Source organism: Azospirillum sp. (assembly GCF_035627195.1).
In the GTDB taxonomy this organism is placed as follows: domain Bacteria; phylum Pseudomonadota; class Alphaproteobacteria; order Azospirillales; family Azospirillaceae; genus Azospirillum.
On sequence record NZ_DASPMG010000021.1, the window covers coordinates 1 to 26646 of the forward strand.

At 70.1% G+C, this 26646-nt stretch carries 26 protein-coding genes; 19 read left to right on the top strand and 7 right to left on the bottom strand.

Going from position 1 to position 26646, the window contains the following annotated elements; genetic code table 11:
* The coding region (locus VED21_RS01255) for a cache domain-containing protein (protein ID WP_324880487.1) at nt 1–910 on the bottom strand (910 nt) is incomplete at its 3' end.
* Nucleotides 911–1330: 420 nt separating this feature from the next.
* Here VED21_RS01255 and VED21_RS01260 point away from each other — a divergent pair.
* From VED21_RS01260 to VED21_RS01285, 6 genes are all read left to right on the top strand, one after another.
* The gene (locus VED21_RS01260) at nt 1331–2578 is read left to right on the top strand and encodes an SPOR domain-containing protein (RefSeq protein WP_324880488.1); all 1248 of its coding nucleotides are present in this window, start codon (nt 1331–1333) and stop codon (nt 2576–2578) included.
* A gap of 145 nt (nt 2579–2723) precedes the next feature.
* Complete coding sequence (locus tag VED21_RS01265; RefSeq protein ID WP_324880489.1) at nt 2724–3143, top strand: response regulator transcription factor; 420 nt, start codon at nt 2724–2726, stop codon at nt 3141–3143.
* A complete protein-coding gene (locus VED21_RS01270) occupies nt 3140–5320 on the top strand; it encodes a 3'-5' exonuclease (protein ID WP_324880490.1) in 2181 nt (726 codons plus the stop codon). The genes VED21_RS01265 and VED21_RS01270 overlap by 4 nt, the downstream gene beginning before the upstream one ends.
* Nucleotides 5317–5532 carry a hypothetical protein gene (locus VED21_RS01275; RefSeq protein ID WP_324880491.1) on the top strand — a complete coding sequence of 72 codons (216 nt, stop codon included), beginning with the start codon at nt 5317–5319 and terminating at the stop codon, nt 5530–5532. Before VED21_RS01270 ends, VED21_RS01275 begins: the two co-directional genes overlap by 4 nt.
* 3 nt (nt 5533–5535) lie before the next feature.
* Nucleotides 5536–8307, top strand: coding sequence for a sensor histidine kinase (locus tag VED21_RS01280; protein WP_324880492.1), 2772 nt, complete (start codon nt 5536–5538; stop codon nt 8305–8307).
* 130 nt (nt 8308–8437) lie between these two features.
* Nucleotides 8438–9490 carry a linear amide C-N hydrolase gene (locus VED21_RS01285; protein ID WP_324880493.1) on the top strand — a complete coding sequence of 351 codons (1053 nt, stop codon included), beginning with the start codon at nt 8438–8440 and terminating at the stop codon, nt 9488–9490.
* A 27-nt stretch (nt 9491–9517) separates the two neighbouring features.
* Here VED21_RS01285 and VED21_RS01290 read toward each other — a convergent pair whose 3' ends face one another.
* The 5 genes from VED21_RS01290 to VED21_RS01310 all read right to left on the bottom strand — a co-directional run bounded on the left by VED21_RS01290 (nt 9518) and on the right by VED21_RS01310 (nt 12971).
* On the bottom strand, nt 9518–9949 hold the full coding sequence (locus VED21_RS01290; RefSeq protein ID WP_324880494.1) for an EVE domain-containing protein: 432 nt from the start codon (nt 9947–9949) through the stop codon (nt 9518–9520).
* Nucleotides 9950–9962: 13 nt separating this feature from the next.
* Nucleotides 9963–10334 carry a VOC family protein gene (locus tag VED21_RS01295; RefSeq protein ID WP_324880495.1) on the bottom strand — a complete coding sequence of 124 codons (372 nt, stop codon included), beginning with the start codon at nt 10332–10334 and terminating at the stop codon, nt 9963–9965.
* Nucleotides 10335–10389: 55 nt separating this feature from the next.
* Nucleotides 10390–11085 carry a YafY family protein gene (locus tag VED21_RS01300; protein ID WP_324880496.1) on the bottom strand — a complete coding sequence of 232 codons (696 nt, stop codon included), beginning with the start codon at nt 11083–11085 and terminating at the stop codon, nt 10390–10392.
* 620 nt (nt 11086–11705) lie between these two features.
* Nucleotides 11706–12497, bottom strand: a complete 792-nt coding sequence (locus VED21_RS01305) for a phosphoribosyltransferase (protein ID WP_324880497.1) — start codon at nt 12495–12497, stop codon at nt 11706–11708.
* A gap of 102 nt (nt 12498–12599) precedes the next feature.
* Nucleotides 12600–12971: a helix-turn-helix transcriptional regulator gene (locus tag VED21_RS01310; RefSeq protein ID WP_324880498.1), complete on the bottom strand. Its 372-nt coding sequence runs from the start codon at nt 12969–12971 to the stop codon at nt 12600–12602.
* A gap of 134 nt (nt 12972–13105) precedes the next feature.
* Between VED21_RS01310 and VED21_RS01315 the strand changes: the two genes are divergently transcribed.
* Both VED21_RS01315 and VED21_RS01320 read left to right on the top strand, forming a co-directional pair.
* Nucleotides 13106–13495, top strand: a complete 390-nt coding sequence (locus VED21_RS01315; protein WP_324880499.1) for a hypothetical protein — start codon at nt 13106–13108, stop codon at nt 13493–13495.
* A 202-nt stretch (nt 13496–13697) separates the two neighbouring features.
* Nucleotides 13698–14471: a calcium-binding protein gene (locus VED21_RS01320; protein ID WP_324880500.1), complete on the top strand. Its 774-nt coding sequence runs from the start codon at nt 13698–13700 to the stop codon at nt 14469–14471.
* A gap of 11 nt (nt 14472–14482) precedes the next feature.
* Here the strand turns inward: VED21_RS01320 and trhA are convergent, their stop codons facing one another.
* Nucleotides 14483–15139 (bottom strand): PAQR family membrane homeostasis protein TrhA, encoded by a 657-nt coding sequence (gene trhA, locus VED21_RS01325; RefSeq protein WP_324880501.1) that lies wholly within the window; start codon nt 15137–15139, stop codon nt 14483–14485.
* A 130-nt stretch (nt 15140–15269) separates the two neighbouring features.
* Between trhA and VED21_RS01330 the strand changes: the two genes are divergently transcribed.
* The 11 genes from VED21_RS01330 to VED21_RS01380 all read left to right on the top strand — a co-directional run.
* Entirely contained in the window at nt 15270–15704 is a 435-nt protein-coding gene (locus VED21_RS01330; RefSeq protein WP_324880502.1) for a hypothetical protein, read from the top strand.
* Between the two features lie 135 nt (nt 15705–15839).
* Nucleotides 15840–16160, top strand: a complete 321-nt coding sequence (locus VED21_RS01335) for an STAS domain-containing protein (RefSeq protein WP_324880512.1) — start codon at nt 15840–15842, stop codon at nt 16158–16160.
* Complete coding sequence (locus VED21_RS01340; RefSeq protein ID WP_324880503.1) at nt 16145–16522, top strand: response regulator; 378 nt, start codon at nt 16145–16147, stop codon at nt 16520–16522. The genes VED21_RS01335 and VED21_RS01340 overlap by 16 nt, the downstream gene beginning before the upstream one ends.
* A gap of 28 nt (nt 16523–16550) precedes the next feature.
* Complete coding sequence (locus VED21_RS01345; protein WP_324880504.1) at nt 16551–18767, top strand: chemotaxis protein CheA; 2217 nt, start codon at nt 16551–16553, stop codon at nt 18765–18767.
* A gap of 8 nt (nt 18768–18775) precedes the next feature.
* Entirely contained in the window at nt 18776–19318 is a 543-nt protein-coding gene (locus VED21_RS01350) for a chemotaxis protein CheW (protein ID WP_324880505.1), read from the top strand.
* A gap of 130 nt (nt 19319–19448) precedes the next feature.
* Nucleotides 19449–22376, top strand: coding sequence for a methyl-accepting chemotaxis protein (locus tag VED21_RS01355; RefSeq protein WP_324880506.1), 2928 nt, complete (start codon nt 19449–19451; stop codon nt 22374–22376).
* Between the two features lie 227 nt (nt 22377–22603).
* Nucleotides 22604–23464, top strand: coding sequence for a protein-glutamate O-methyltransferase (locus tag VED21_RS01360; protein WP_324880507.1), 861 nt, complete (start codon nt 22604–22606; stop codon nt 23462–23464).
* 3 nt (nt 23465–23467) lie between these two features.
* A complete protein-coding gene (locus tag VED21_RS01365; RefSeq protein ID WP_324880508.1) occupies nt 23468–24094 on the top strand; it encodes a chemotaxis protein in 627 nt (208 codons plus the stop codon).
* Between the two features lie 3 nt (nt 24095–24097).
* Nucleotides 24098–25159 (top strand): chemotaxis response regulator protein-glutamate methylesterase, encoded by a 1062-nt coding sequence (locus VED21_RS01370; protein WP_324880509.1) that lies wholly within the window; start codon nt 24098–24100, stop codon nt 25157–25159.
* A gap of 10 nt (nt 25160–25169) precedes the next feature.
* On the top strand, nt 25170–26342 hold the full coding sequence (locus VED21_RS01375) for a methyl-accepting chemotaxis protein (protein WP_324880510.1): 1173 nt from the start codon (nt 25170–25172) through the stop codon (nt 26340–26342).
* A 59-nt stretch (nt 26343–26401) separates the two neighbouring features.
* Nucleotides 26402–26646: STAS domain-containing protein (locus VED21_RS01380; protein WP_324880511.1), on the top strand; the 245-nt coding region annotated here is incomplete at its 3' end.

A 26646-nucleotide genomic window follows, 5' to 3' on the forward strand; every position in this document is an offset into this window, starting at 1 on the left:
CCCGCACCAGCATCACGCCCAGCGCCATGGCGAGGGAGACCGCCACCAGCCCGCCCACCGCGACGGAGTAGCGCGTCGCCGCCAGCGGACCGTCCAGCGCGGCCATCGGCAGGCCCACGTTGGCCGCCCAGCCGGCGTACAGGCGCGAGCGTGCGGTGCCCGCGTACAGCTGCTGCCCGTCCGGCGCCACGATCGGCACCACCTCGCCTTCGGGGGTGTCGTTCGGCAGGACGCTGCGGACGCCGACCAGCGCGTCGTTGGGGTCGGCGGCCGTGGCGCGCCCGACGATGATCCCGTCGGGATCGGTGATGCCGACGCGCCAGCCTTCCGGCGGCGCCGCGGCCCGGGCGGCCAGCGAGACCTGCCAAGCCCGCACCACCACGACCAGCAGGTGGGTGACCGGCCCGCTGGCCGGCCGGATCGGCACCCGGATGGTGAGGTAGGGCTCGGGGTAGCGGTCGTTGCGGGGGCGGACACCCGATACGTGCGTGCGCCCGTTCTCCATCACCTGGGCGTCCAGCGCGGCGAACCGGGCCGGCGGCAGGGGCAGCCCGTACCGCGTGGAATGGTGGTTGTAGATCTGGCCTTCGCGGGTGGCGATGACGACGTTCATCCAGCGGCCGCTGCGGACCTGCATCACCTTTTCGGTCTGCCGCTCGAACGGGCCGCCGCGGTTCAGGTCCGTGTCCGCCAGGGCCGCCAGAACCTCGGCGTCGCCCACGTGGTCGGCCAGTTCCCGCTCCACCGACGCCATGGCCGCTTCGGCGGTCTGCTGGACGGTGCGCACGATGGCCTGACGGTGCTGGGACGCGATGACGTAGACGGACGCGCTGCCGAACGCCAGCAGTGGCACGACGACGGCCAGGGCCAACATGCCGATGCGGCCCCGCGCTTCCCTGGTCAGCCGCAAGGGACCTCCCGAACCAGTTCGCCGGGCACCGTTGCCGACGGTGCGGCCGGCGGATGCGAAACGTCGGGGCGGGCGCGGTTCCGAGACATGTTCGCCAACCTTTCCCGCACCTCTCTTCGCACATATGTCGGGAGCACAGTGCATCATCATGATTAACGCATAGTTAACCATAATAGCCAATGCTCAAATCAGCCAATGCTCAAACCCGGCCCGGACGGCCCGACGCCGGCCCGATGCGGGTTTGCCGGATGCGGACCGGATGCGGATTCGATGGGGGTGTTTCAAAATGGTCCGCCGTTTTCCACGGCATGATGTCGCATCGCCGTTTGAAGGAACGGCGAATTATTGTAGAAGGACTCCACATGGTCGCCGCCCGCCGGTGGTGACGCCGCTTTGCATTTTCCGGGGGCGCCCCCCATCGTGACCTTCAAGGACGAGATGAAGGCCGCCACCACCAAGGCGGACGACGCGACGGAGTCGAACACCCACGACGACATCGCGCGGCTTCTGCGCACGCTGAACGAAGACCTGCGGGACGACCTGAAGGACGACCTGCGGGCCGATCCGCGTGCGCGTGCCGACGACGAACCGCTCGACCTCGACGACGAGGACGATGGCGGGGACGACGGCGGGGAGGAAGAGGTCGAGCGCCGCCGCATTCCCTTCGGCAAGATCGCCGCGGCCCTGCTGACCGCCGCCGGCGTCGGCGCCGGCGTGGTCTACCTGGACCAGCGCAACAACGAGGCGCAGGTGGAGACGGCGGCGGTGAAGCCCGCGCCCATCGCCGCCCCGGCGCCCGGCCCGGCGCCCGCCGTGATGCCGCCGCAGGGCGGCGCCTCGCCCGCGGCCCCGCCGCCGCTGGTGCTGCGCGCGCCCGGCACCGCCGCCAATGCCGGCGCCGCGCCGGAGCCGCTGATCGCCCGCGCCCCTACCCCCGGCCCGGCCGCCATGCCGCCGGCCCCGGCCCCTGCAAAGTCGGCGCCCGAGCCGGTCTCCGCCCCGGCGGAACCGCCGCGCCTGACGCTGCAAACAGCAAAGCCGGTCTCGCCACCGGAACCGGCACCCGTGGCGGCACCGGCTGCTCCGGCGGCCACCGCCACGCCGCCGGCTCCCCCGGCGGCGGTCAAGGCGACGCCCGCCGTGGCCGAGGCGCCCAAGCCCGCCGCACCGCCGACCGGCACCCCGGTGTCGAGCGCGCCGGCCCAGACGGCGACCGTCCCGACCGCGACCGTGGCGGCCACGCCCTCCCAGAGCGCTCCGCCGCCCGCCGAGCCGCCGCAGGGTGCGCCGGCCAAGCCGGACACGGCGGAGCTGCAGGCCATGCTGTCGCCCAAGCCCACGGCGGCCGGCAAGGATGCCCGCAAGGAACGGCCCGCCCCGGCCGAGGCCGCCGCCCGCCCGGCCCCCCGGCGCCCGGCCGGCGCCCCGTCCGGCGCCTATGCGGTGCAGCTCGGCTCCTTCCAGAAGGCGGAGAACGCCGAGGCGTTGAGCGGCAAGCTGAACGCCAGGGGTTTCCGCGCCTACACCATGGATTGGACGGACGGCGCGCAGACGCAATGGAAGGTGGTGCGCGTCGGCGGCTATGAGTCCAAGGACGACGCCGCCCGCGTGGCGGGCGAACTGAAGGCCGCCTTCGGCCTGACGCCCATGGTCGTCAGCGCGCGCTGACGACCCCCCTTTTCCCCATTGCGGGAAAGGGCTTCGGCTTGATCTGGCGTCGCCGATGCCGCTACCATAGGGGCGTCTAGGGTATAGCTTTATACAAACAACAAGATTGGTCCAAAGCGGCCAACCGAACGGAGGACGCGCCGTCATGAAGCCGACGATCCTGGTCGCGGATGACGAGCCGAGCATTGTGCTTTCCCTGCAGGTCCTGCTGCAGAAGGCCGGATACGACGTGCGCGTCGCCCGCAACGGGGAGGAGGCGATGCAGGCGGTCGAGGCCGCGGCACCCGACCTCATCCTGCTCGACGCGATGATGCCCAAGCGCGACGGCTTCGACGTGTGCCAGTCGCTGCGCGCCAACCCGGCGCACAAGGACCTGCCGATCATCATGCTGACGGCCAAGAGCCGCGACGTGGAGCGGCAGAAGGGCATGGCGCTGGGCGCCACCGACTACATCACCAAGCCCTTCTCCACCCGCGACCTCGTCGCTACGGTGCGCAAGTACCTGGGCCCGCACGAACCGGCGCAGGAGCAAGCACAGTCCCACACCCTGGGGGCGCATCCGTGACCGTGCCGGGCGCCGACGCCGGCACCGGCCCCGCCCCGCACGCCGTCCCCGCCACGCGCCGGCTGGTGCCCCTGGCCTTCAAGGCCGCCGGGGCCAGCCTCGTGGCGCTGTCCGCCGGCGCCGGCTGGGCGCTGCGCGACGCCACACCCGACCCGCTGACCACCTACGCCGTGCTGATGGCCGCCGCCTCCGCCGCCGCCGTCGGCGGGCTGTGGTGGGTGGTCGACCGCCACCTGCTGCGCGCCGGCCATACCCTGGCGCGCGAGGCCGGCATGATCGCCCACGGCACCGCCGCCGCGCGGGTGCCGGTGGAGCGCTACGGCGACCTGGCGCTCCTGGCGCGCGCCGTCAACACGCTGGGCGACAAGCTGGCGGCGGCGCGCCACGACATCGACCGGGCGGTGGCCGAATCGACCGCCAAGGCGGAGGAGCAGAAGGGCCGCCTGGGCGCCATCCTGCGCGACCTGCACGAAGGCGTGCTGGTCTGCAACCTGAAGCACCAGATCCTGCTGTACAACCAGACGGCGCTGAACCTGCTGCGCCTGACCGGCGACCTCGGCCTGGGCCGCTCGCTGCTGCACTTCGTGCTGGCCGAGCCGATCAACCACACGCTGGAGCGCCTGACCCTGCGTGTGCGCGAGGGGCGGCACCGCACGCACGCGCACGGCACCACGGCGCAGTTCGTCGGCGGCACGGTGGACGGCCGCATCCTGCTGGAAGGGCGCATGAGCGTCATCCTGCAGGACGGCACCGATCCGGACGCGCCGCCCACCATCACCGGCTACGTCATCACGCTGCAGGACGCCACCGGCGAGCTGGCGGCGCTGGGCCAGCGCGACAAGCTGCTGCGCGAGGCGACGGAGGGCTTCCGCGGCCCCATCGCCAACCTGCGCGCGGCGCTGGAGACGCTGTCCGACACCCCGGACCTGGACGCGGAGTCCCGCCGCAGCTTCGAATCGGCGATGCTGGAGACCTGCAACGCGCTGTCCGAGCGGCTGGAGCAAGTGACGGACGATTACCGCAGCGTGATGACCGGCTCCTGGCCGATGAGCGACATCCACTCCGCCAACCTCGGCAACCTCGTGCGCCACCGGGTGGGCGCGGAGGCGGGGTACGGCGTGACGCTGACCGGCCTGCCGCAGTGGGTGCATTGCGACAGCTTCAGCCTGGTCGTGCTGTTCGACCATCTGATCCGCCGGATTCACGAGCTGACCGGCGTCGCCGGCTTCGACCTGTCGGCCGAGCACGAGGGCCAGTGGGTCTATATGGACATCACGTGGCAGGGCACGCCGCTGCCCAGCGGCACGGTGGACGGCTGGCTGGACCACCCGCTGCCCGACGCGCTGGGCGGGCTGAGCGTCGGCGACGTGCTGATGCACCACAAGAGCACGCTGTGGAGCGAGGCGCCGAAGGGCCGCGAGGGCTGTGCCCGGCTGCGCGTCCCGCTGCCGCCGGCCCTGTCGCCGCCCACCGCGCACGCCCACGCGCAGGCGGCGCGCACCTCGGCCCGGCCGGAGTTCTTCGACTTTAGCCTGCTGCACCAGCCGCTGGCCACCAGCGAGCTGGGCCGCACGCCGCTGGAGGCGTTGCACTACGTCGTCTTCGACACGGAGACCACCGGCCTGTCGCCGTCCAACGGCGACGAGATCATCCAGATTGCCGCCGTGCGCATCGTCAACGGCCGCATCCTGACCGGCGAGACCTTCAACCAGCTGGTCAACCCCGGCCGCAAGATCCCGCCGGAATCCATCCCCTTCCACCACATCACCGACGACATGGTCGCCGACAAGCCGGCCATCGCCCAGGTGCTGCCGCAGTTCCGCGCCTTCGTCTCCGGCGCCGTGATCGTCGCCCACAACGCCGCCTTCGACCTGAAATTCCTGAAGATGAAGGAGAAGGCGGCGGGCGTGCGCTTCGACTGCCCGGTGCTGGACACCATGCTGCTGTCGCGCATGCTGCAGGGCGACGACGGCGACCACACGCTGGACGGCATCGCCCAGCGCCTGGGGATCGAGGTGGTGGACCGTCACACGGCGCTGGGCGATAGCTTGGTCACGGCGGCGGTGTTCCTGCGCATGGTCGACATGCTGCGCGAGCGCGGCATCCGCACGCTGGACGACGCCATCCGCGGCGCCAACATCCTGGTCGAACTGGCGCAGCGGGAGCGCGCCTTTTGAGCGCGCCCGGCCCGGCCGGCCCGCCGCGGTTCCGGCTGGACCGCCTGCTGGCCGTGCTGCTGCTGGGTCTGGTGGCCTTCAACCCGCCGCTGCTGCGCGTGTTCGGCGCCGGCGACACGGTGCTGGGCCTGCCGCTGCTGTACGTCTACATCTTCGCGGTGTGGGCCGTGGTCGTCCTGTTCGTGGCGCTGCACGTGGAACGCGGGGGCTGACCAATGCCCTGGCCCGCCGTCGTCGCCACCTCCTTCGCGTACCTGTCCGTGCTGTTCGCCGTGGCGTACTGGGCCGACCGGCGGGCGGACGGGCGGCGCAGCGTCATCGCCTCGCCGTACGTGTACGCCTTGTCGCTGGCGGTGTACTGCACGACCTGGACGTTTTATGGGTCGGTCGGGCGGGCGGCGTCGCTGGGCATCGGGTTCCTGCCGATCTACCTGGGCCCTACCCTGCTGATGGTGTTGGGACCGCTGGTCCTGCGCAAGATCCTGCGCATCGCCAAGGTGCAGCGCACCACCTCCATCGCCGACTTCCTGGCGTCGCGCTACGGGCGCAGCCAGGGGCTGGCGGCGCTGGTGGCGGTGACGGCGGTCATCGCGGTGACGCCCTACATCGCCTTGCAGCTGAAGGCCGTGGCGGTCAGCTTCGACGTGCTGACGGGCAGCGATCCGACCGGACTGACCGGCGGGCTGCGGCTGCCCTTCGTGCTGGACAACGCCTTCTACGTCGCGGTGCTGATGGCCGCCTTCGCCATCGTCTTCGGCACCCGCCACATCGACGCGGCCGAACATCACGAGGGCATGGTCGCCGCCGTCGCCTTCGAATCGGTGGTCAAGCTGCTGGCCTTCCTGGCGGTCGGCGGCTTCGTCGTGTGGGGGCTGCACCAGGGGGCCGGCGCGCTGTTCGGCCGCGCGCTGGAGCATCCGGAGATCGCGCGGCTGTTCACCTCCGCACCCGCGCTGGGCGACGGGGCATGGCTGACCAACACGCTGCTGGCGATGGCTGCCGTGCTGTGCCTGCCGCGCCAGTTCCAGGTCATGGTGATCGAGAACGTGGACGAGCGGCACCTGAACCGCGCGCTGTGGCTGTTCCCGCTGTACATGCTGCTGATCAACCTGTTCGTGCTGCCGGTGGCGGCGGCGGGGCTGCTGCATTTCCCCGGGCGCAGCGTCGACCCGGACGTCTTCGTGGTGGCGCTGCCGCTGGCGGCGGGGCAGGACGCGCTGGCGCTGTTCGCCTTCATCGGCGGCCTGTCGGCGGCCACGGGCATGATCATCGTCGAGGCGATCGCCCTGTCCACCATGGTGTGCAACGACCTCGTCATGCCGCTTCTGCTGCGCTTCCGGCATGACAAGCTGGAGCGGGTGGCGGACCTGTCGCCGTTGCTGCTGCTGATCCGCCGGGTGGCGATCGTCGCCATCCTGCTGCTGGGCTACGCCTACTTCCGCTTCGCCGGGTCGGCGTACGCGCTGGTCGCCATCGGGCTCATCTCGTTTTGCGGGGTGGCGCAGTTCGCGCCGCCGCTGGTGGGCGGCATCTACTGGACCGGCGCCACCCGGCGGGGTGCCCTGGCGGGCTTGAGCGCCGGCATTCTGGCCTGGGCCTACACGCTGCTGCTGCCGTCCTTCGCGCGGTCGGGCTGGCTGCCGGAGGCGTTCATCGCGGCGGGGCCGTGGGGCTTGGCGCTGCTGCGCCCCTACGCGCTGTTCGGCCTGGACGGGCTGGATCCGCTGACGCACGCGCTGTTCTGGAGCATGCTGTTCAACATCGGCCTGTTCGTCGCCGTCTCCCTGCTCGACCGGCCGGGACTGGGCGAGCGGGCGCAGGCCACGGCCTTCGTCGAGGTGTACGAGCAGAAGGGCGAGGCGGCCTCCGTGGCCGGCCAGTGGCGCGGCAACGCCACGGTGGGCGAGCTGCAGCGCATCGTCGCTCGCTTCGTGGGACCCGAGCGCGCCGAAGCCGCGTTCACCCAGCACGCCGCGCGGAGCGGCCGCACGCTGGAGCCCAACCGCCGCGCCGGGGCTGAGCTGGTGCGGCTGGCCGAACGCCTGCTGGCCGGCGCCATCGGCGCGGCATCGGCGCGCGTGGCGCTGGCGTCGGCCGTCAAGGGCGGCGAGGTCAGCGTGCCCGAGCTGATGCGCATGCTGGACGAGACCAGCCACGTCATCGAGTACTCCCGCCAGTTGGAGCACAAGACGGCGGAGCTGGAGCGCACCTCGGCCGCGCTCCGCGCCGCCAACGAGCGGCTGAAGGAGCTGGACCGCCTGAAGGACGAGTTCCTGTCCACCGTGACGCACGAGCTGCGCACGCCGCTGACCTCCATCCGCGCGCTGTCGGAGATCCTGCACGACAACCCCGACTTCGACCCCGACCAGCGGGCCGAGTTCCTGTCGATCATCATCAAGGAGAGCGAGCGCCTGACCCGCCTCATCAACGAGGTGCTGGACATGGCGAAGATCGAGGCCGGCGAGGTGGAATGGCGCATCGGCCCCGTCGACCTGCGCGCCGTGGTGGAGCAGGCCGCCGCCGCCACCAGCCAGCTGTTCCGCGACAAGGACGTGACCCTGGCGGTGGACCTGCCCGATGCCCTGCCCCCGGTGGAGGGCGACGACGACCGGCTGGTGCAGGTGGTGGTCAACCTGCTGTCCAACGCCGCCAAGTTCACGCCCGACGGCGGCCACGTGGCGGTGCGCGCGGCGGCGGTGGCGGACGGCGTCGAGGTCTCCGTCACCGACGACGGGCCGGGCATCGCGCCGGAGCACCACGCCGTCGTCTTCGACCGCTTCCGCCAAGTGGGCGACACCATGACCGACAAACCGCAGGGCACCGGCCTTGGCCTCGCCATCTGCAAGCGCATCGTCGAGCACCTGGGCGGCCGCATACGCGTGGACAGCGCGCCGGGCCAGGGCGCCACCTTCCGCTTCGCCATCCCCTACGCGCAGGTCGCGGATGCCCCCGCCCCGCTGGCCGGCGGTGCCGGCGCGGCCCGCTGAACATCAGCTTCCATACTCAGGTATTCACATGGACTCATTTTGATTCATTTTGCATTATAACGTATATTGTTAACCCTACATTGCATGGAGCCTTTTCCCCTCTGGAACCAATCATCCGGAGGAAGCCGTCATGTCCCACAAGAAAGCGCTGATCGGTCTCGCCCTCGTCCTCGGTCTGGCCGCGCCGGCCGCCGATGCCTGCACCCGCATCTTCTACAAGGGCGCCAAGGGATACCCCGTCATCGCCCGCAGCCTGGACTGGACCGAGGACACCTCGACCGACATCTGGGCCTACCCGCGCGGCATGAAGCGCGACGGCGGCATCGACGCCGGCTCGATCCGCTGGACGTCGCGCTTCGGCTCCGTCACCGCCTCGCTGTACGACATGGCGACCGTGGACGGCATGAACGAGGCCGGCCTGATGGGCAACATGCTCTACCTGGGCGAGGCCGAGTACGACACCAAGGAGAAGGACAAGGAAAAGGCCAACCTGCCCACCCTGTCCGTCGGCGCGTGGCTGCAGTACGCGCTGGACAACTTCGCCACCGTCGCCGAAGCCGTGAAGGCCCTGAAGGAAGAGCCGTTCCGCGTCATCGCCCCGCCGATGCCGACCGGCGACAAGGCCGGCGCGCATCTGGCGCTGTCCGACATCTCCGGCGACACCGCCATCTTCGAGTACATCGGCGGCAAGCTGGTCATCCATCACGGCCGCGACTACGGGACGATGACCAACTCCCCCACCTTCGACCAGCAGCTGGCCATCAACACCTACTGGAAGGACGTCGGCAGCACGGCCATGCTGCCGGGCACGCATCGCGCCGCCGACCGCTTCGTGCGCGCCGACTACTACGTCAACGCGGCGGACAAGTACGACGACACGCAGAAGGCCACCGCGGCGGCGCTGTCGGTGATCCGCGCCGTCTCCGTGCCGATCGGCATCAAGGACCCGCAGAAGCCGAACATCGCCACCACCATCTGGCGCACCGCCGCCGACCCGAAGGCCAAGCGCTACTACTACGAGTCCGCCTGGACCCCGTCGGTGATGTGGGTGAACATCGGCCAGCTCGACCTGTCGGAGGGCACCCGCGCCCGCCGGCTGGCGCTGAAGGGCCATCCCGACCTGTCCGGCGACGTCACCGGCAAGTTCGTTGTGGATGGCCCCTTCCCCTGGCTGACAAACTGAGGTGCCGAGCCGCGGGCGGCGGGGGCGTCACCCGGGAAACCGCGTCCCCATCGCCTCGGCGATGAGGTCGAGGTCGGCCGGGTCCACGGCGAACAGCCCGAAGCGCAGCTGGTAGCCCCAGTTGCGCACCCCCGCCGTGAAGCCGAGCGTGCCCAGCAGCGGCTGGATCGGCGCCTCGCCCGCCGCGTCCAGCCACGTCACGTCGCGGCGGAAGGGGTGGAAGCCGCCGCCCATGTCCACCTGGTACGGCTCCCCGCCGTGCGCGGTGCCGACCGCGGTGAAGGCCTGCAGCCGGCCCGGCCCGCGGAACACCTCGGTGGGCGAGTAGTAGGCCACGCGGTCCCCCGGCCGGATCCGGCGCAGGGGGGCCGCCTTGCCGTGGCAGACCTGCATGAAGCCGCCGGCGCGCCCGCGCCGCACATGCTCCGCCGAGGCCACGGCGATCCAGGCGCCCGCCATCGCTCGGCCCCCCTTACTCGGCACCGGGGGCGAAGACGCGCAGGCGGTGCCCGTCCGGGTCCAGCGCCACGAAGGTGGTGCCGAAGTCCATCTCCGTCGGCGCCTGGGCGATGGTCAGGCCGCGGGCGGCCCAGTCGGCGTGCACCGTGCGCACCGTGTCGGCGTCCGGCACCGGGAAACCGATCTCGGCGCCGCCGCCGGCCGCCATGGCCGCCGGGGCCACCGTGTGGCGCGCCCACAGGCCCAGCTTGACGCCGGAGCCCAGCGCGAACATCGCGAAGGTCGGCGACGCCTCCAGCGCGTCGCGGCCCAGCAGGCGGGCGTAGAAGTCGGCGCTGGCGGCCGGGCTGTCGACGTAGAGGAGGATGAAGGTCTGGTCGAACATCGTTTGGCTTCCCTCGTTGGGTTGGTCGATGCACGGACCTTACCGCCACATGCTGTCAGTTTCTGTCAGCAGCGATGCCCTCCGCCGCCCGCCATTCCTTCAACAGCGCCGCGCGCCGGCGCGGGTAGCGCTCGCCGGTCACCGTCAGCCCGGCGATGCGGTCGGTGCGGAAGTGCCGGAAGGTGCCGCGCAACTCGCACCACGCCACCATCACCCGCACCTTGTCGAAGAAGCCCAGCGCGAAGGGCCACACCGTGCGGCTGCTCTCCTTCCCGCCCGCGTCGCGGTAGAGGATGACGAGCCGCCGCTCCCCCCGGATCGCCTGCCGGATGGCGGCGACGTCCACCTCCCCCGTGGCGATGCGCTCCCCCGGCCCGACCAGCAGCGCGGTGGCGTCGGCCCCGTCGCGCAGGTCCGGCGGCAGCACGGCGGTGATCTTCGCCAGCGCGTCGCGCGCCGCCCCCGCCAGCCGCGCGTCCCCCCGCTCCGCCACCCAGCGCGAGCCGAGCACCAGCGCCTCGATCTCCTCCTCCGACAGCATCAGCGGCGGCAGCAGGAACCCCGGCCGCAGCAGGTAGCCGATGCCCGGCTCCCCGTCGATGCGCGCCCCTTGCGCCTGCAGCGCGCCGATGTCGCGGTACAGCGTGCGCAGGCTGACGCCCAGCTCCTCGGCCAGCGTGCGCCCGCTGACCGGCCGGCGATGCCGCCGCAGGATCTGGATGAGGTCGAGCAATCGTTCGGCGCGCGACACGGGGCGAGGACCTTCGCGGGAGACGGGAGGCGCCATACTGCCAGGAAACGGCAGCAAGGGAAGCCGCGAGGGCGCCGACGCGCCGAGGGGCGACCTTCCGCTTTGCCATCCCCCGCGCGGCCGTGCCGGCAGCGGGCGGAGCACTGTAGGAAATGTTACCCAATGTTACACGATGATACGCTTTGGACAGGTGTGTCACTTTTCGCCACCCCGTGTTCTTCCGCCACCGGGCGCCACGGCCCGCAACGGATTGAGGGTGGCAGAGCCTAGGATTTTTGTCAAACAGAGGGGCACCCACCCCAACCTCTCCCCCCTGGGGAGACGTCGGCGCGCAGCGCCGGGTGAGGGGGTTTACGGGGGACTGGAAAGGTCACCGAGCCCAGAACGAACTGAGGCGGAGCCTTTCGGCCCCGCCTCGAATTCTTGTCGGCCGGTCCCCGACTGAGCGATACTGCGCCCTTATGGCTTGGCCTCGCTCGAAGGCGCTTGCCCGGACCAATGCCCCTTGCGGAACACCTGATATTTTGAGACCGCATGGCGTATGTGCGGTCTGTCTCTCGACATGGAAGACAGATTAAGCACCCCCTGCAGGATCGTCAAGGTGATCGGCCTGCAGATTTTTACCCCGCAGTTCCTGGTTGGGTCTCATCCTGCAGCGTTTGCAGATGACTGCGGATGTCGGTCCGCACCGATCCCAGACCGCTCAGGAGACAAACACCAAAGACCATGCGCACATTCGCTTGATCGAGACACGCTCTCGCCGACATGAACGTGGACCCGGTGGACAACAAATCATCGACCAGCATCACGCGGCAACCATCCAAGCCATGCAGCGAGGCAATCGGCGTCACGCTGGGAACCAGATGCCGGATCTGCGGCGAAACCTCCTTCATCTGGACATGCGCCCCGGTCGGCAGACGGTGCAGCGTGTGCAGATAGGAACCATATTCGCGCCGCAGCTTCGGCTCCACCTGATCGGGAGGAACCATCCTGCGAAGAGCCTCCCCCACGGTCGCCTTCTCGAACAGCGCCCGGATCTCCGGCGCGTTGGCGCCATACGCACGCTGGATCGCCCGCGCGACGTAGCCGGCGATGTTCGATGAGGATGGCAGCGGAACGATCATGTCGCATTCAACGGCTGCAACGATCTGCGGCAGAATCGCGTGAGCCGCGCGCCAGAGTTCCGAGGCCGAGCGGAACCCGATTCGATAGCCGCGCTTCCGCTTGAGGGCATAGATCAGGGGATTGCCGTCGCGGTCCTTGTCGCCCGTCTTCACCCGGCGAAAGATGCTGAGCACAGGAAAGTCGCCGACCTGCTGAAGCACGGGATTGCGATTCGGATCGGTTACGACGCGCTTCTCGTGTTCCTTCGAGAAGACGACACGCAGGTCAGGGCCGACGTCGATACCCAAGATCCCGTCTCTTCAATACAGCGCCCGAACAAGGACAGATTTTATCCTGAATAGGCAAACGCACGCCAGCCGGCAACATGCTTGTGGCCCGACGCGCCTAAATTACGCTCCACTTCTGAAATTCGTGATCCGCCGATGCTCCAACACTGCCACCAGCTGCCGGATCACAAGCCGCAGATCGTCATCCGATAACGCACGCGCCACCATCAGCAGTTCGTCCCACAGGCGCTCGCGCTCCTCGGCCGTCGCCCGTTCCTCACATATGTCCGCCGCCTCTCCCACCCCCAGCAGGTCGTTCGGCGTGGTCGCCAGCACGCGGCAGATGCGCAGCAGGGTTGCAAAATCCGGTTCCCGGCGACCGGTGACGTAGTTGCCGAAGCGGCGTTCGCTCATGCCAGCACGGCGGGCGACCTCGGACAGCGTCAGCCCGAGTGCCCGCGCACGGTCACGCAATGCCTGCCCGAACGCCTCCATCCGAATGTTGTCGTCGGATGGGCGACAGAAAATCCATGTACGATTTGTTCAGGGACACCCCACATAATGTGTGGTGGCGCATCATCTTTTTCTTGGCGATCCTGTCGCGGGTCCACCGCTATACATACGCCGATATGAAGACGTTTTCTACCCTCGCTTTCCTTCTCCCCACCCTCCTCCCCATCCCCGCCCTGGCCGACCCGCCCGCGCGCCTGCTGGTCGAGCGGTGGCTGGCCCGCGCGGACGCGGCGGCGAACGAGGCGGTGACGCACGAGATCTGCGGGTGGGGCGCCATCGACCTGCGCACGCCGCTGCTGGAGGCGGCGCTGGCCGGCGGGGTGGAGGCGCTGGTGCTCGACGAACTGGCGCGGCGGTTCGACGGGATGGTCGCGGAGCGGCGGCGGCTGGAGGCGGTGCTGGCGCTGCAGCCGGCCAACGCGCCGGCCGCGCGCACCACCGGGCTGTTCGCCACCGATGGCTGCCCGGACCAGCGCCGGCAGGCCATCGGCGCCATGGGGCGGTGAGGGCGCGCCGGCGGCCCGGCCCCAACGTCGGGCCCAAAAGGTGCGATCACGTTTCTTGTGCGCCATGTGGTTGCAGGCTGGGGTGCTTCCAGGTAAAGCACTCCCACGGGCGGGTCCCGCGCCGGTCGCGCGCCGGCGTCCCACCGTAATTCCGGCGTTCCCGAGGAACGCTGCGGACCTTTTTGCTGAAAGGAGCTATGCCGTGGCTCTTCCCACATCCTGGATCACCGGCACGACCGGCGCCGACGTCCTCACCGGCACCGGGGTAGCCGAGTTCATCAGCGGCTTCCAGGGCGCCGACATCATCTTCGGCATGGGCGAAGCCGACATCATCGACGGCGGGGACGGCAGCGACCTCATCTATGGCAACACCGGCAACGACGTGATCTGGGGCTCCCAGGGGCTAACGCCCATGGTGACCAACGACACCATCTTCGGCGGACAGGGCAACGACCTCATCACCTGCGAGCAGGGGGACAACCGGCTGTACGGCAACCTGGGCAACGACACGCTCCAGGCCGGCAGCGGGCGGGACACGCTGTTCGGCGGACAGGGCAACGACGCGCTGTACGGCGCCTACGGCAACGACGAGCTGTGGGGCAACCTGGGCGACGACTACCTGGAAGGCGGCGGCGACAGCGACACGCTGTGGGGCGGAGCCGGCAACGACACGCTGGCCGGCGACCTGATGATCGGTGGCGACGGGTTCGACACCTTCCAGATCCAGGGCAAGTACGACGTGCACACACGCGCCGCCAACACCACCGTCATTGCCGACTACCAGCGGGGCGACACCATTGACCTGTCGGTGTGGACGCGCTCGCTGGCCAACGTGTCGATCCGCACCAGCGGTGCCGACGCCATGCTGTACGTCGACACCGACGGGGCCGGCGGCCAGGATCCCTACAAGGTCGTCACCCTGCTGGGCCACGGCGGCGCCACGCTGAACGACTTCACCTTCAGCTTCGGCGGCTGACCGGCCGTCACTCAGGCGGGCACGTACTCCGCGCTGATGGCGGCGAAGTGGCAGGCGGCCGCGCCCAGCACCGTCAGGTGCCACAGCGCGTTGTGGTAGCGCAGCCGGTCCAGCACGTGGAAGGCCACGCCCGCCGTGTACAGCAGGCCGCCCGCCGCCAGAAGCTGCCACGCGGTGGAGGACAGGGCGGCGCTCATCGGCTCGGCCACCACGACCACCACCCAGCCGAGGCCGAGGTAGAGGATCAGGCTCGCCCGCTCGATCCGCCAGGGGCAGGCCAGCTTCAGGACGGCGCCGGTCAGCGCCACGCCCCACACGACGGCGAACAGCGCCACGCCGGTCGCCGTGTCGCCCAGCCCCTTCAGCAGGAAGGGCGTGTAGGTGCCGGCGATCATCACGAAGATCATCGCGTGGTCCAGGCGCCGCAGCATCGCCTTGCGCCGACCGCGCCGCGCCAGGTTGTAGCCGGCCGAGGCCGACAGCATGCCCACCAGACCCAGGCTGTAGGCGGCCAGCGAGGCCAGCTCCCCCGGCGTCGCCTTGGTTCCCGCCGCGGCCAGCAGCCAGACGGCGCCGATCAGCCCGGCGGGGACGCCGACCGCGTGGACCAGCCCGTCGGCCACCCGCTCGCCCGGGCTGTACAGGGGGAACTCGTCAGGGGCCTGCATGACGGGGACAACACGCGGCGCGCCGTGTGGTTCACCCGTTCGACGGAGGTCCGCCGTTTGGCCTGTCATCCCTCCGCATCCGTGGCATAATCCCCGCTCCGTTCGTCCCACCCCCTCCCCCGGCGGCGCCATGACCGACACGACGCTTGCGCAGACGCTGCTCCTCCAGCCCGGCCAGCGCGCACGGCTGGTCAACGTGCCCAAGGCGGTGAAGCCGCTGTTCGACGCGTTGCCCGACGGCGTGCACGTCAACGAATCCGGCGCGGCGGCGGCCGACTGGCTGATCGTCTTCGTGCGCGACCGCGCGGCGCTGGACGCCTACGCCCCCGTCGCGGTCAGCGAGGCGGCGTTCGACGGGGTGCTGTGGGTGGCCTTTCCCAAGGACGCGCCGTCCGCCACGCCATCCGCCATGGGGGAACTGTCGCGCGCGGCGGTGGAGCAGGCGATGGCCGCCTTCGGCTACGACGCCGTGGCGAGCGAGGCGGTGGACGGCACCTGGACGGCGCTGCGCTTCCGCCCGCGCGAGCGGGTGGCGGAGGCATCGGGCGAAAGGTCGCAGATTTGACGCGCCCGCCGCCACCGGACTCTGCCTTTCGGGCTAGCCCCTTAACGAATCCTTATCCGTAGTCTGGCAGCTTTTCCGCAAAATGCCGGGCATAGGGCCGCCGGCAGCCGCGTTGGCGCGCGGCACCCCATGGAGATGTATGCGGTGACACTCATCAAGTGGAGCGAGGAGGGAGGCCAGGCGCGCATCGGCCTGCCCAGCGACCTCGACCTGCCGATGGCGCAGCCGCTGGTGGACAGCCTGCGGCACGGTTTCGCCACCGCCGACGCGGTCACCGTGCAGGCCGACGCGGTGGAGCGGGTCAGCACCGCCTGCGTGCAGGCACTGCTGGTGGCATCCCGCCACGCCGCCGAACAGGGGGCGGCGTTCGCCATCCTCCAGCCCTCCGAGGTGCTGGTGGAGGCGTGCGACGACCTTGGCCTGACGCCCTGGCTGAAGCAATGGAGCCGTTCGTGAAGAAGAAGGTCCTGACCGTCGACGATTCACGCACCATGCGCGACATGGTGACGTTCACGCTGAAGGGCGCCGGGTACGACGTGCTGGAGGCCGGCGACGGTCAGCAGGCGCTCACCGTCATCGCCGCCAACAAGGTGGACCTCGTCATCACCGACCTGAACATGCCGGTGATGGACGGGCTGACGCTGATCAAGCGGCTGCGCGCGGCGCCGGCGCACCGGACGCTGCCCATCCTGATGCTGACCACCGAATCGGACGAGAAGAAGAAGGCCGAGGGGCGCACCGCCGGCGCCACCGGCTGGATCGTCAAGCCCTTCAACCCGGAAAAGCTGATCTCCGTGGTGCAGAAGGTGTGCGGCTGATCCGTCAGCCGCTCTAGGAGGCACGCCCGTGGAAGACCTGAGCCGCTTCAAACAGACCTACTTCGACGAAAGCGCCGAACTGCTGGCGGTCGCCGAAACCGGGCTCCTCAACCTCACGCCCGGCGCCGTCGACAACGACGAGGTGAACGCCATCTTCCGCGCCGTGCACTCCATCAAGGGCGGCGGCGGCGCCTTCGGCTTCACCGACCTGGTGGCCTTCGCGCACGAGTTCGAAACCGTCATGGACGGCGTGCGCAACAACACCATCGCCGTCACCACCGAACTGGTCGACACGCTGATCCGCGCCAACGACGTGCTGGGCCAGATGCTGGCCTACGCGCGCGAGGGCACGCCGGCCCCCGCCGGCACCACCGACGCCGTGGTGGCGCAGCTGCGCCGCCACCAGTCCGGCGAGGCGCACGCGGAGCCGGATCCGGTGGCCGAGGCGCCGGCATCCCCCGCCGCCTATCCGGACGAGGAGGACGGCGAGGCCGGGCTGTTCGGCGACGCCATGGCCGCCATCGCCGCCGCCCGCGCGGACGAGGAATCCGGCCGCATCCGCTGGACCATCGTCTTCCGCCCGAAGGCGGAGCTGCTGATGTCCGGCAACGAGCCGACGTTCATGCTGCGGGCACTCCGCCGCCTGGGCGACGCCACCATCGAGTGCCACCAGGAACAGCTGCCCTCATTGGCCAACCTGGAGCCGGAGCTGCTGTTCCTCACCTGGACGGTGACGCTGCTGGCCGAGCCGGGCGTCGACCGCGCCGCCATCGAGGACGTGTTCGAGTTCGTCGCCGACGAGTGCGACATCCGCATCACCGCCGAGGCCCCGCCGCCCGCCATTGCCGCGGCGCCGGAACCGGAAGCCGCGCCGGAGCCCAGCACCGAGATCGTGCCGCCGCCGGCCGCCGCCGCTCCCGCACCCGCCGCCGCACCCGGCGCCGTGGCGCCGCCGCCCAAGCCGCCGGAGGCGCCGGTGAAGCGCGCCGGGGGCAACGAGCATGCCGGGCTGACCAGCCACACCATCCGCGTCGACCTGGACAAGATCGACCGGCTGGTCAACATGGTCGGCGAGATGGTCATCACCCAGGCGATGATCGCCGAGCACGTGCGCGAGCTGCCGCCGGGCGAGTTCCAGGAGCTGCTTGAGGGGCTGGAGCAGCTGGCCCAGCACACGCGCGAGCTGCGCGAGAGCGTGATGTCCATCCGCGCCCAGCCGGTGTCCAGCGTGTTCAGCCGCATGCCGCGCCTGGTGCGCGAACTGGCGACGGAAACCGGCAAGGAGGTCAGCCTCGTCACCTCGGGCGAGACGACGGAGGTGGACAAGACGGTCGTCGAGAACCTCGTCGACCCGCTGACCCACATGATCCGCAACTCCATCGACCACGGGCTGGAAGGCCCCGACGAGCGCGAGCGCATCGGCAAGCCGCGCCAGGGCACCGTGCACCTGTCGGCCCAGCACCGCTCCGGCCGCATCGTCATCGAGGTGGCCGACGACGGGCGCGGCATCAACCGCGCGCGCGTGCTGTCCAAGGCCATCGAGAAGGGGCTGGTGCCGGCCGGGGCCAACCTGTCGGACGAGGAGATCGACAACCTGATCTTCCTGCCCGGCTTCTCCACCGCCGACAAGGTCTCCAACATCTCCGGCCGCGGCGTGGGCATGGACGTGGTGCGCCGCAACATCACCTCGCTGGGCGGGCGCATCGGCGTCTATTCGACGCCGGGCGAGGGATCGCGCTTCGTGCTGTCGCTGCCGCTGACGCTGGCGGTGCTCGACGGCATGGTGATCTCGGTGGGCGAGGAGCGCTTCGTGCTGCCGCTCACCAACATCGTCGAGAGCCTGCGGCCCAAGCCCGCCGACCTGCACGGCCTGGTCGGCAAGTGCGACGTGATGATGGCGCGCGGCGAATACGTGCGGCTCGTTCACCTGCACCAGCTGTTCGGCATTCCGGGCGCGGTCGGCGACGCCACCAAGGCGCTGGTGGTGCTGGTGGAGACCGAGGACGGGTCCCGCCTCGGCCTCGTGGTGGACGAGGTGCTGGGCCAGCAGCAGGTCGTCATCAAGAGCCTGGAAGCCAACTTCCGCCGCCTCGACGGCGTGGCGGCGGCGACCATCCTGGGCGACGGCCGCGTCGCCCTCATCCTCGACGTCGCGGGGCTGCGCGAGATGAGCCGGCATGCCGACTCCTCCTCCACCACACGTCCCGTCGCCGCCCTTCCTCCCCCCGAACTCGAACCGGTTTGAGGCCTATGATGAGCAGCTCGACCGCGCTTGCCCCCGTCGCCGTCCGCACGGATGCCGCCGCGAACGCCAACGCCCACGAGGAGCAGTACGTCACCTTCACCGTGGGCAGCGAGGAGTACGGCGTCAACATCCTGTCCGTGCGCGAGATTCGCGGCTGGACGCCGGAAAGCCGGCTGCCGAACCTGCCGGACTACGTGCGGGGCGTGATCAACCTGCGCGGCATCATCATCCCGATCTTCGACCTGCGCGCCCGCTTCGGCGGCGGGGCGACGGAGGTGACGAAGCGCCACGTGGTGGTGGTGATCCAGGTGGGCGAGCGCACGCGCGGCATCCTGGTGGACGCCATCTCCGACATCCTGGCCATCGGCCACGACGAGATCAAGCCGCCGCCCGACGTGGACAGCGGCATGGTGGACGCCGAATACCTCAGCGGCCTCTACACCGCCGACCACCGCATGGTGACGCTGCTGAGCGTGGAGAAGCTGTTCGCCGCCGAGGCCGGCGGCGAGGATGCCCTGGCCAAGGCGCCGCCGGCGCTGGAGCACCAGTAGGGTTTGTCGGTTGGGTCGAGGCGCAGCCGAAAACCCGACACCCTTCGACACGGCCGGCGCGTTGGGTTTTCGCCCGCGGCTCAACCCAACCTACGGCCCAACATCCAAAAAAGAATCGGGAGCGTGTGTGATGGCCAATGGGGTCGGAGGACTGGTCTCGAACATGCGGATCGCGCGGCGGCTGTGGCTGGCCTTCGGGCTGGTCCTGGTGCTGCTCGTGGCGCAGGCGGCGGTGGCGCTGCTCAACATCTCGCGCGGCGGCGCCCACGTCGAGGCGCTGATGCGCTCGTCGGACATCTCGACCCTGGCCAAGGGCCTCGAGACCGACATGGCCAACCTGCGCATCGAGGCGCGCAACTACCTCTATTCCGGCGATCCCGCCTTCGTCGACCGCCTGCGCCAGCGCCGCGTCGCCATTGAGAAGACCATCGCCGACGCCCGCGACATCATCCGCGCCTCCGGCCACACCCAGCGCTTCGAGACGTTCAACCGCGCCCACGCCGAGTACCACCAGGAGTTCGACAAGGTCCAGGCGCTGCGTGCCCAGCTCGACCGCCTCCAGCAGGAGCGCATGGTCCCCGTCGGCCGCCGCGTCACCACGCTGTTCACCGACACCGTGAAGGCGGCCGAGACCGGCGGCGAGCGCGAGGTCGAACTGGCCGCCCAGAAGGCGGTGAACCAGTGGACCATGGCGCGCTTCATCGCCAGCCGCTTCCTGGGTGCCGGCGACACCTCGGGCCTGCCCGGCTTCGACGGCATCCTCCAGCAGATGGCCACGCATGCCCGCGCCGCCGCGGCAGCCACGGCCAGTCCGGAGCAGCGCGAACGCCTGCGCGAGATCGAGCAGACCTACCCCGCCTACCAGTCCGCCTTCCGCGAGACCATCGGTCTGACGAACGAGGTCAACCGCTACCGCGACGAGGTGATGCTGAAGATCGGTGCCCGCGTCGCCGAGGCGGCGGCCGCCATCGTCACCGCCGCGCACGCCGACGAGGACACGGAGGGGCAGTCCGCCACCGACGATGGCCGCTTCAGCCTGATCCTGACGCTGGGTCTGGCGGCGCTGTCGCTGCTGATCGGCATCGTCGCCGCGCGCACCATCGCCCGCTCCATCGTCGAGCCGGCCAACGGCATCCGCAAGGTGATGACCGACCTGACCGACGGCCACCTGAACGTCAGCGTGCCCTACACGGAGGGACGCGACGAGCTGGCCGAGATGGCACGCGCCGTCGCCGCCTTCAAGGACGAATCGGTGGGGGCACTGCGCTCGCGCATCGCGCTCGACCGCGTGTCGGCGAACATCATGATGGCCGACAACGAGGGCGTGGTGACCTACGCCAACACGGCCATCGTGGCCATGTTCCGCGCGGCAGAGGCCGACATCCGCAGGGAATTGCCGCAGTTCGACAGCGCCGCCCTGGTCGGCCGCAGCATCGACGTGTTCCACAAGGACGCGGCCGCCACCAAGCGCATGCTGGCCGCCCTCACCGGCACGCACCGCATGCGGATCCGGATCGGCGGGCGCACCTTCGCCGCCACCGTCAACCCGGTGGTCGGCCGTCACGGCGACCGGCTGGGCACCGTCATCGAATGGCGCGACCTGACCGCCGAGCTGGCCATCGAGGACGAGATCAGCGGCATGGTCGACGCCGCCGTGCGCGGCGACTTCTCCCGCCGCATCGACCTGGGCGGCAAGGACGGCTTCTTCCGGCTGGTCAGCGAGGGCATCAACACGCTGGCGCAGAACGTCTCCGACGCCACGGAGGAGTTGGCCTCGCTGTTCGAATCGCTCTCCCAGGGCGACCTGTCGCGGCGCATCGACAAGCATTACGAGGGCGTCTTCCACCGCCTGAAGGAGGACTTCAACGCCACCGTCGACAAGCTGTCGGAGATCGTGAAGCGCATCAACGGCGCGGCCGAGACCATCGCCCAGGCCAGCCGCGAGGTGGCCGACGGCAGCCTCGACCTGTCGGAGCGCACGGAGCAGCAGGCGTCCTCGCTGGAGGAGACGGCGGCGAGCATGGAGCAGCTGGCGGCCACCGTCCGCTCCAACGCCGACAACGCCCAGCAGGTCAACGTCTTCGCCACCGACGCCCGGCGCGCCGCCGAGAAGGGCGGGAAGGTCGCCGCCAGCGCCGTGGAGGCGATGCGCCGCATCGAGCAGTCGTCGCAGAAGATCAGCGACATCATCGGCGTCATCGACGAGATCGCCTTCCAGACCAACCTGCTGGCCCTCAACGCCGCCGTCGAGGCGGCGCGCGCCGGCGACGCCGGGCGCGGTTTCGCCGTGGTGGCGCAGGAGGTGCGCAACCTCGCCCAGCGCTCCGCCCAGGCGTCCAAGGAGATCAAAAGCCTGATCCTCGATTCCGGGGCGCAGGTGAAGGACGGCGTGGAGCTGGTGCGCAGCGCCGGGGCGACGCTGACCGACATCGTCTCCGGCATCACCCAGGTGGCCGAGCTGGTGGCCGAGATCGCCCGCGCCACGGCCGAGCAGGCCTCCGGCCTGGACGAGGTGAACGGCGCTGTCGCCCAGATGGACGAGATGACGCAGAAGAACGCGGCGCTGGTCGAGGAGAGCACCGCCGCCGCCCGCTCGCTGGAGGAGCAGGCGGGGGCGCTGCGCCAGCAGATGGCGTTCTTCGCGCTCGACCGCGCCTCGGCCGCCGGGCGCGGCGGCGACCTGACCCGCCACGTGCAGCTGATCGAGAACACCAAGATCGACCACCTGACCTTCCTGGAGAACGTCCGCAAGGCCATCGCCGGCACCGGCGAGGCAACCGCCGACAAGCTGGCCGACCACCACGGCTGCCGCCTGGGCAAGTGGTACGACACGGTGAACGACCCGATGGTGCGCTCCAGCGTCTACTACGCCGAACTGGCCGATCCGCACGCCCGCTTCCACGCCGCCGGCAAGCGCGCGCTGAAGGCGCACGAGGCCGGTGACGCCAACGAGGCGCGCCGCGCCCTGGAGGAGCTGGAGCGCATCTCGCGCGAGGTGCTGGGCCTGCTGGACAAGCTGGCAAGCGACGTGCGCGCCAAGACCCGGCAGGCGGCGTGAGGTGACGGGATGAGCACGTCACTTGCCCCCTCCCGGCTTCGCTTGCGCTCCGCCACCCTCCCCCTCTTCGAGGTGGAGGGTTTGATGGCTGGCGGCGGAGTTCCCTCCCCCGCTCTCAGCGGGTCCGAAGGGCCCGCCTGTCGCGGCAGCCGGATCGAAGATCCGGCGAGAGCAACGCGGGGGAGGGTTAGGGAGGGGGCAAAGGCCCGCACACGGGAACCTTCCCCATGACCGCCGCCTCCACCATCTCCCGCCGCGAATTTCCGTTCGAGAAGCGGCATTTCGCCTTCATCGCCGGACTGATCCACCAGCTGGCCGGGATCCATCTGGCCGAGCACAAGGTGGAGATGGTCTATTCCCGCCTCGCCCGGCGGCTGCGCGACCTGCGGCTGAAGGACTTCGACGCTTACTGCACGCTGCTGGAGAGCGACGAGGGCGCGGCCGAGGTCGGCTATCTGGTCAACGCGCTGACCACCAACCTGACCAGCTTCTATCGGGAATCGCACCACTTCGACCACCTCGGCCGCACTCTCCTGCCGGAAGCGCGCGAGCGGCAGGCGCAGGCGTCCAAGCCGCGGCTGCGCATCTGGTCGGCCGGCTGCTCCTCGGGGCAGGAGCCGTACACCATCGCCATGGTGCTGGCCTCCACCATGCCGGACCTGCGGCGCTGGGACGCCCGGATCCTCGCCACCGACATCGACACGCACATGGTGGAGACGGCCAGGCGCGGCCTCTACGCCGCCGACGCGGCCACCGGCATCCCGCCGTCCGTGCGCGACCGCTTCACCCACCGCACGCGCGGCGAGGACGGCGAGCCCAAGCTCGCCATGGACGACGAGCTGAAACGGCTGATCACCTTCAAGCCGTTGAACCTGCTGGAGCACTGGCCGATGAAGGGGCCGTTCGATGCGATTTTTTGTCGCAACGTGCTCATTTATTTCGACCGCGTCGGGCGCACGCAGGTGATAGAGAATTTCGCCCGCCTTCTCACCCACGACGGGTATCTGTACCTTGGCCACTCGGAAAGCCTGTACGGCGTGTCGAACGCGTTCCGCCAGACCGGCCCGACCATCTACCGGAGGCTCTAGGGCATGAAGCCCGACGCACGCCGCCGTTCGACCGAGATTCGTCACGGCGGCAGCTATTACAATCCGCAGTTCCAGGCGCACACGCTGAAGGTCTTCCTCGGCCACCACCTGGTCAGCGACCGGCCGGACGTGATGATGGTGACGACCCTCGGCTCCTGCGTGGCGGCCTGCGTGTACGACCCGGCGGCGGCGGTGGGCGGCATGAACCACTTCCTGCTGCCCGACGTGCCGGAGACGGAGACGGGGGCGGCGGACGCCGCGTCCCGCTACGGCAGCGTGGCGATGGAGCGGCTGATCAACGAGATCCTGTCGCGCGGCGGCCGGCGCTCGCGGCTGGAGGTGAAGGTGTTCGGTGGTGCCAGGGTGATCGATTCCAGCCTGGACGTGGGCCGGCAGAACGCCGCCTTCGTGCTGGACTACCTGCGGCGCGAGGGGCTGACGCTGGCCGGGCAGGACCTGGGCGGCACGTCGGCGCGGCGCGTCCACTACTTCCCGCACAACGGCCGCGCCATACGCAAGCTGCTGCGGCCGGAAGCGCTGTCGGAGACCGTCAACCAGGAACTGCGCTTCCGGTCGACGCTGAAGGAAAAGCCCATCGAGGGCGACGTCGAGCTGTTCGGGGAGGATTGAACGATGCCAAGACCGATCCGCGTCGTCGTCGTCGACGACAGCAGCCTGATGCGGGAGATGCTGAAGGACATCCTGGGCCGCGAACCGGGGATCGAGGTGGTGGGGGCCGCCCGCGATCCTTACGAGGCGCGCGAGATGATCAAGGCCACCAACCCCGACGTGATCACGCTGGACGTCGAGATGCCGCGCATGGACGGCCTCTCCTTCCTGGAGAAGATCATGACGCTGCGCCCCACCCCGGTGGTCATGGTCTCCTCCCTCACGCAGGAAGGCTCGGATGCCACCATCCGCGCGCTGGAGATCGGCGCGGTTGATTGCGTCGCCAAGCCCGACGGGTCGGAAGGTCACGGGTTCGAGGAGATGGCGCACGAACTGGCGGCGAAGATCCGCATCGCCGCCGCCGCGCGCCTGTCCATGCGCCGCCCGCCGGCATCGCACCCGGTGCTGGCCACCCCGCGCCGCGCGGGATCCGGCACGCGCTTCATCGCCATCGGCGCCTCGACCGGCGGGGTGGAGCGCATCCGCGAGGTGCTGTCCGTCATGCCGGCGGACTGCCCGCCCATCGTCATCACCCAGCACATGGGCCCCAGCTACGTGCCCAGCTTCGCCGCCCGGCTGGACAAGCTGAGCGCACCCGCCGTGCGCGTCGCCGCCAGCGGCGACCGTTTGACGCAGGGCACGGTCTACATCGCCCCCGGCGACCGCCACCTGGCGGTGGTCAAGGAAGGGGGCGGCTACGTCTGCCGCATCGAGGATTCGCCCGCCGTAAGCGGCCACCGCCCCTCGGTGGACGTGCTGTTCCATTCGGTGGCGAAGGCCGCCGGGCCGAACGCCGTGGGGGTGATCCTCAGCGGCATGGGGCGCGACGGCGCGGCCGGCATGAAAGCCATGCGCGACGGCGGCGCCTACACGATCGGCGAGACGGAAAGCAGCTGCGTGGTGTATGGCATGCCCCGCGCGGCGAAGGAGGCCGGCGGCGTGGCCATCGAGCTGCCGCTGGCGCAGATCCCGGCGGAGATGCTGCGCGCGTTCGACGCCATCGGCGAGCGCGCGCGGGTGAGTTGAGGAGCAGGACATGGCATTGAACTGGCACGCCCGCAGCGAACCGGCCGCCACCGCGGCGCCGGCGGCGGCCCCGGTGGCGGCCCAGGTGGCGCCCCGGCCGGACGGCCCGGCCCCGGCCGGCCGTGACCAGATCGCCGTGCACACCGACCTGCTGGCCACCTGGATGGGCTTCGCCGACGTGCAGCGCCGCACGATCGAGGCGATCCAGGGCGAGCTGACGCGCACCTCCGACACGGTGGAGGACGCCACGCTCGACCTCTCCTCGCGCTTCCGCGATCTGGCGGAACGGGCGCTGGAGCAGTCGCGGCGCGTGGAGGAGATCGTCGCCATGGCCGGCTCCGTCGCCATCGACGGCGAGCGCGTGCCGCTGGACGAGCTGGTCAACCACATGCAGGAGATGATCGCCGAGATGATCTCCAACATCGTCCAGCTGTCCATGCGCGCCATGAGCATGGTCTACCTGCTGGACGACGTGCAGAAGGACGTGGGCGAGCTGGAGAAGTCGATCGGCGACATCGACGCCATCAACCGGCAGACCAACTTCCTGGCGCTGAACGCCACCATCGAGGCGAGCCGGGCCGGCGAGGCCGGCAAGACCTTCGCCGTGGTGGCGCAGGAGGTGCGGCACCTGTCGCGGACCACCTCGGAACTGGCCGAGCGCATGCGCAGCAAGGTGGGCGCCGTGGTCAGCGGCGTGCGGCACGGCCACGACATCCTGCGCGAGATCGCCAACACCGACATGTCGCCGCAGATGCTGGCCAAGGAGCGCGTCGACAAAACGATGGAGAGCCTGGTCAAGCAGACCGCGCACTTCCAGAGCGTGCTGGAGACCGCCGCGCACGCGTCCGGCGACATGTCGCAGACCATCGGCCACATGGTCACCCGCATGCAGTTCCAGGACCTGACCAAGCAGCGCCTGGAAGCCATCAATGACAGCCTCACCGTCGTCACCGCCGGCCTGGAGGACCTGGAGGTCCGCACCCGCGCCGAGATGCCGCCGGGCGACATCCCGCTGCCGCAGGAATGGCTGGACGGACTGCTCGGCCGCTTCAAGCTGAGCGAAATGCGCGAACGGTTCGTGCGCAAACTGCTGCTGGAAGGCACGGCGCTGGACATGCACGGCGCGCTTGACGTGGATGCGGGCCAGGACGACAGTTCCGGCGGCGACATCGAGCTTTTCTGAACCGCCCCCCGCCTTTACCCGGCGCGGCCTCCTAGGGACCCACCAGGGACATCGGATCTATGGACTACGGAATCGACGTCAAGGAGCAGGATGCGGTGGTCCGGTTGCGCGGCCGCCTCACCTTCAACGACCATGCCAAGCTCCGCGCGCTCATCCGCGAGATGTTGCAGAACAAGGCCAAGCGCCAGATCCTCGACCTCAGCGCGCTGGAGTTCGTCGACTCGGCCGGCATCGGCATGCTGCTGATCGCGCGCGAGGAAATGGCGAACGTCGACAAGCAGCTGGTGCTGCGCGCCGCGCAAGG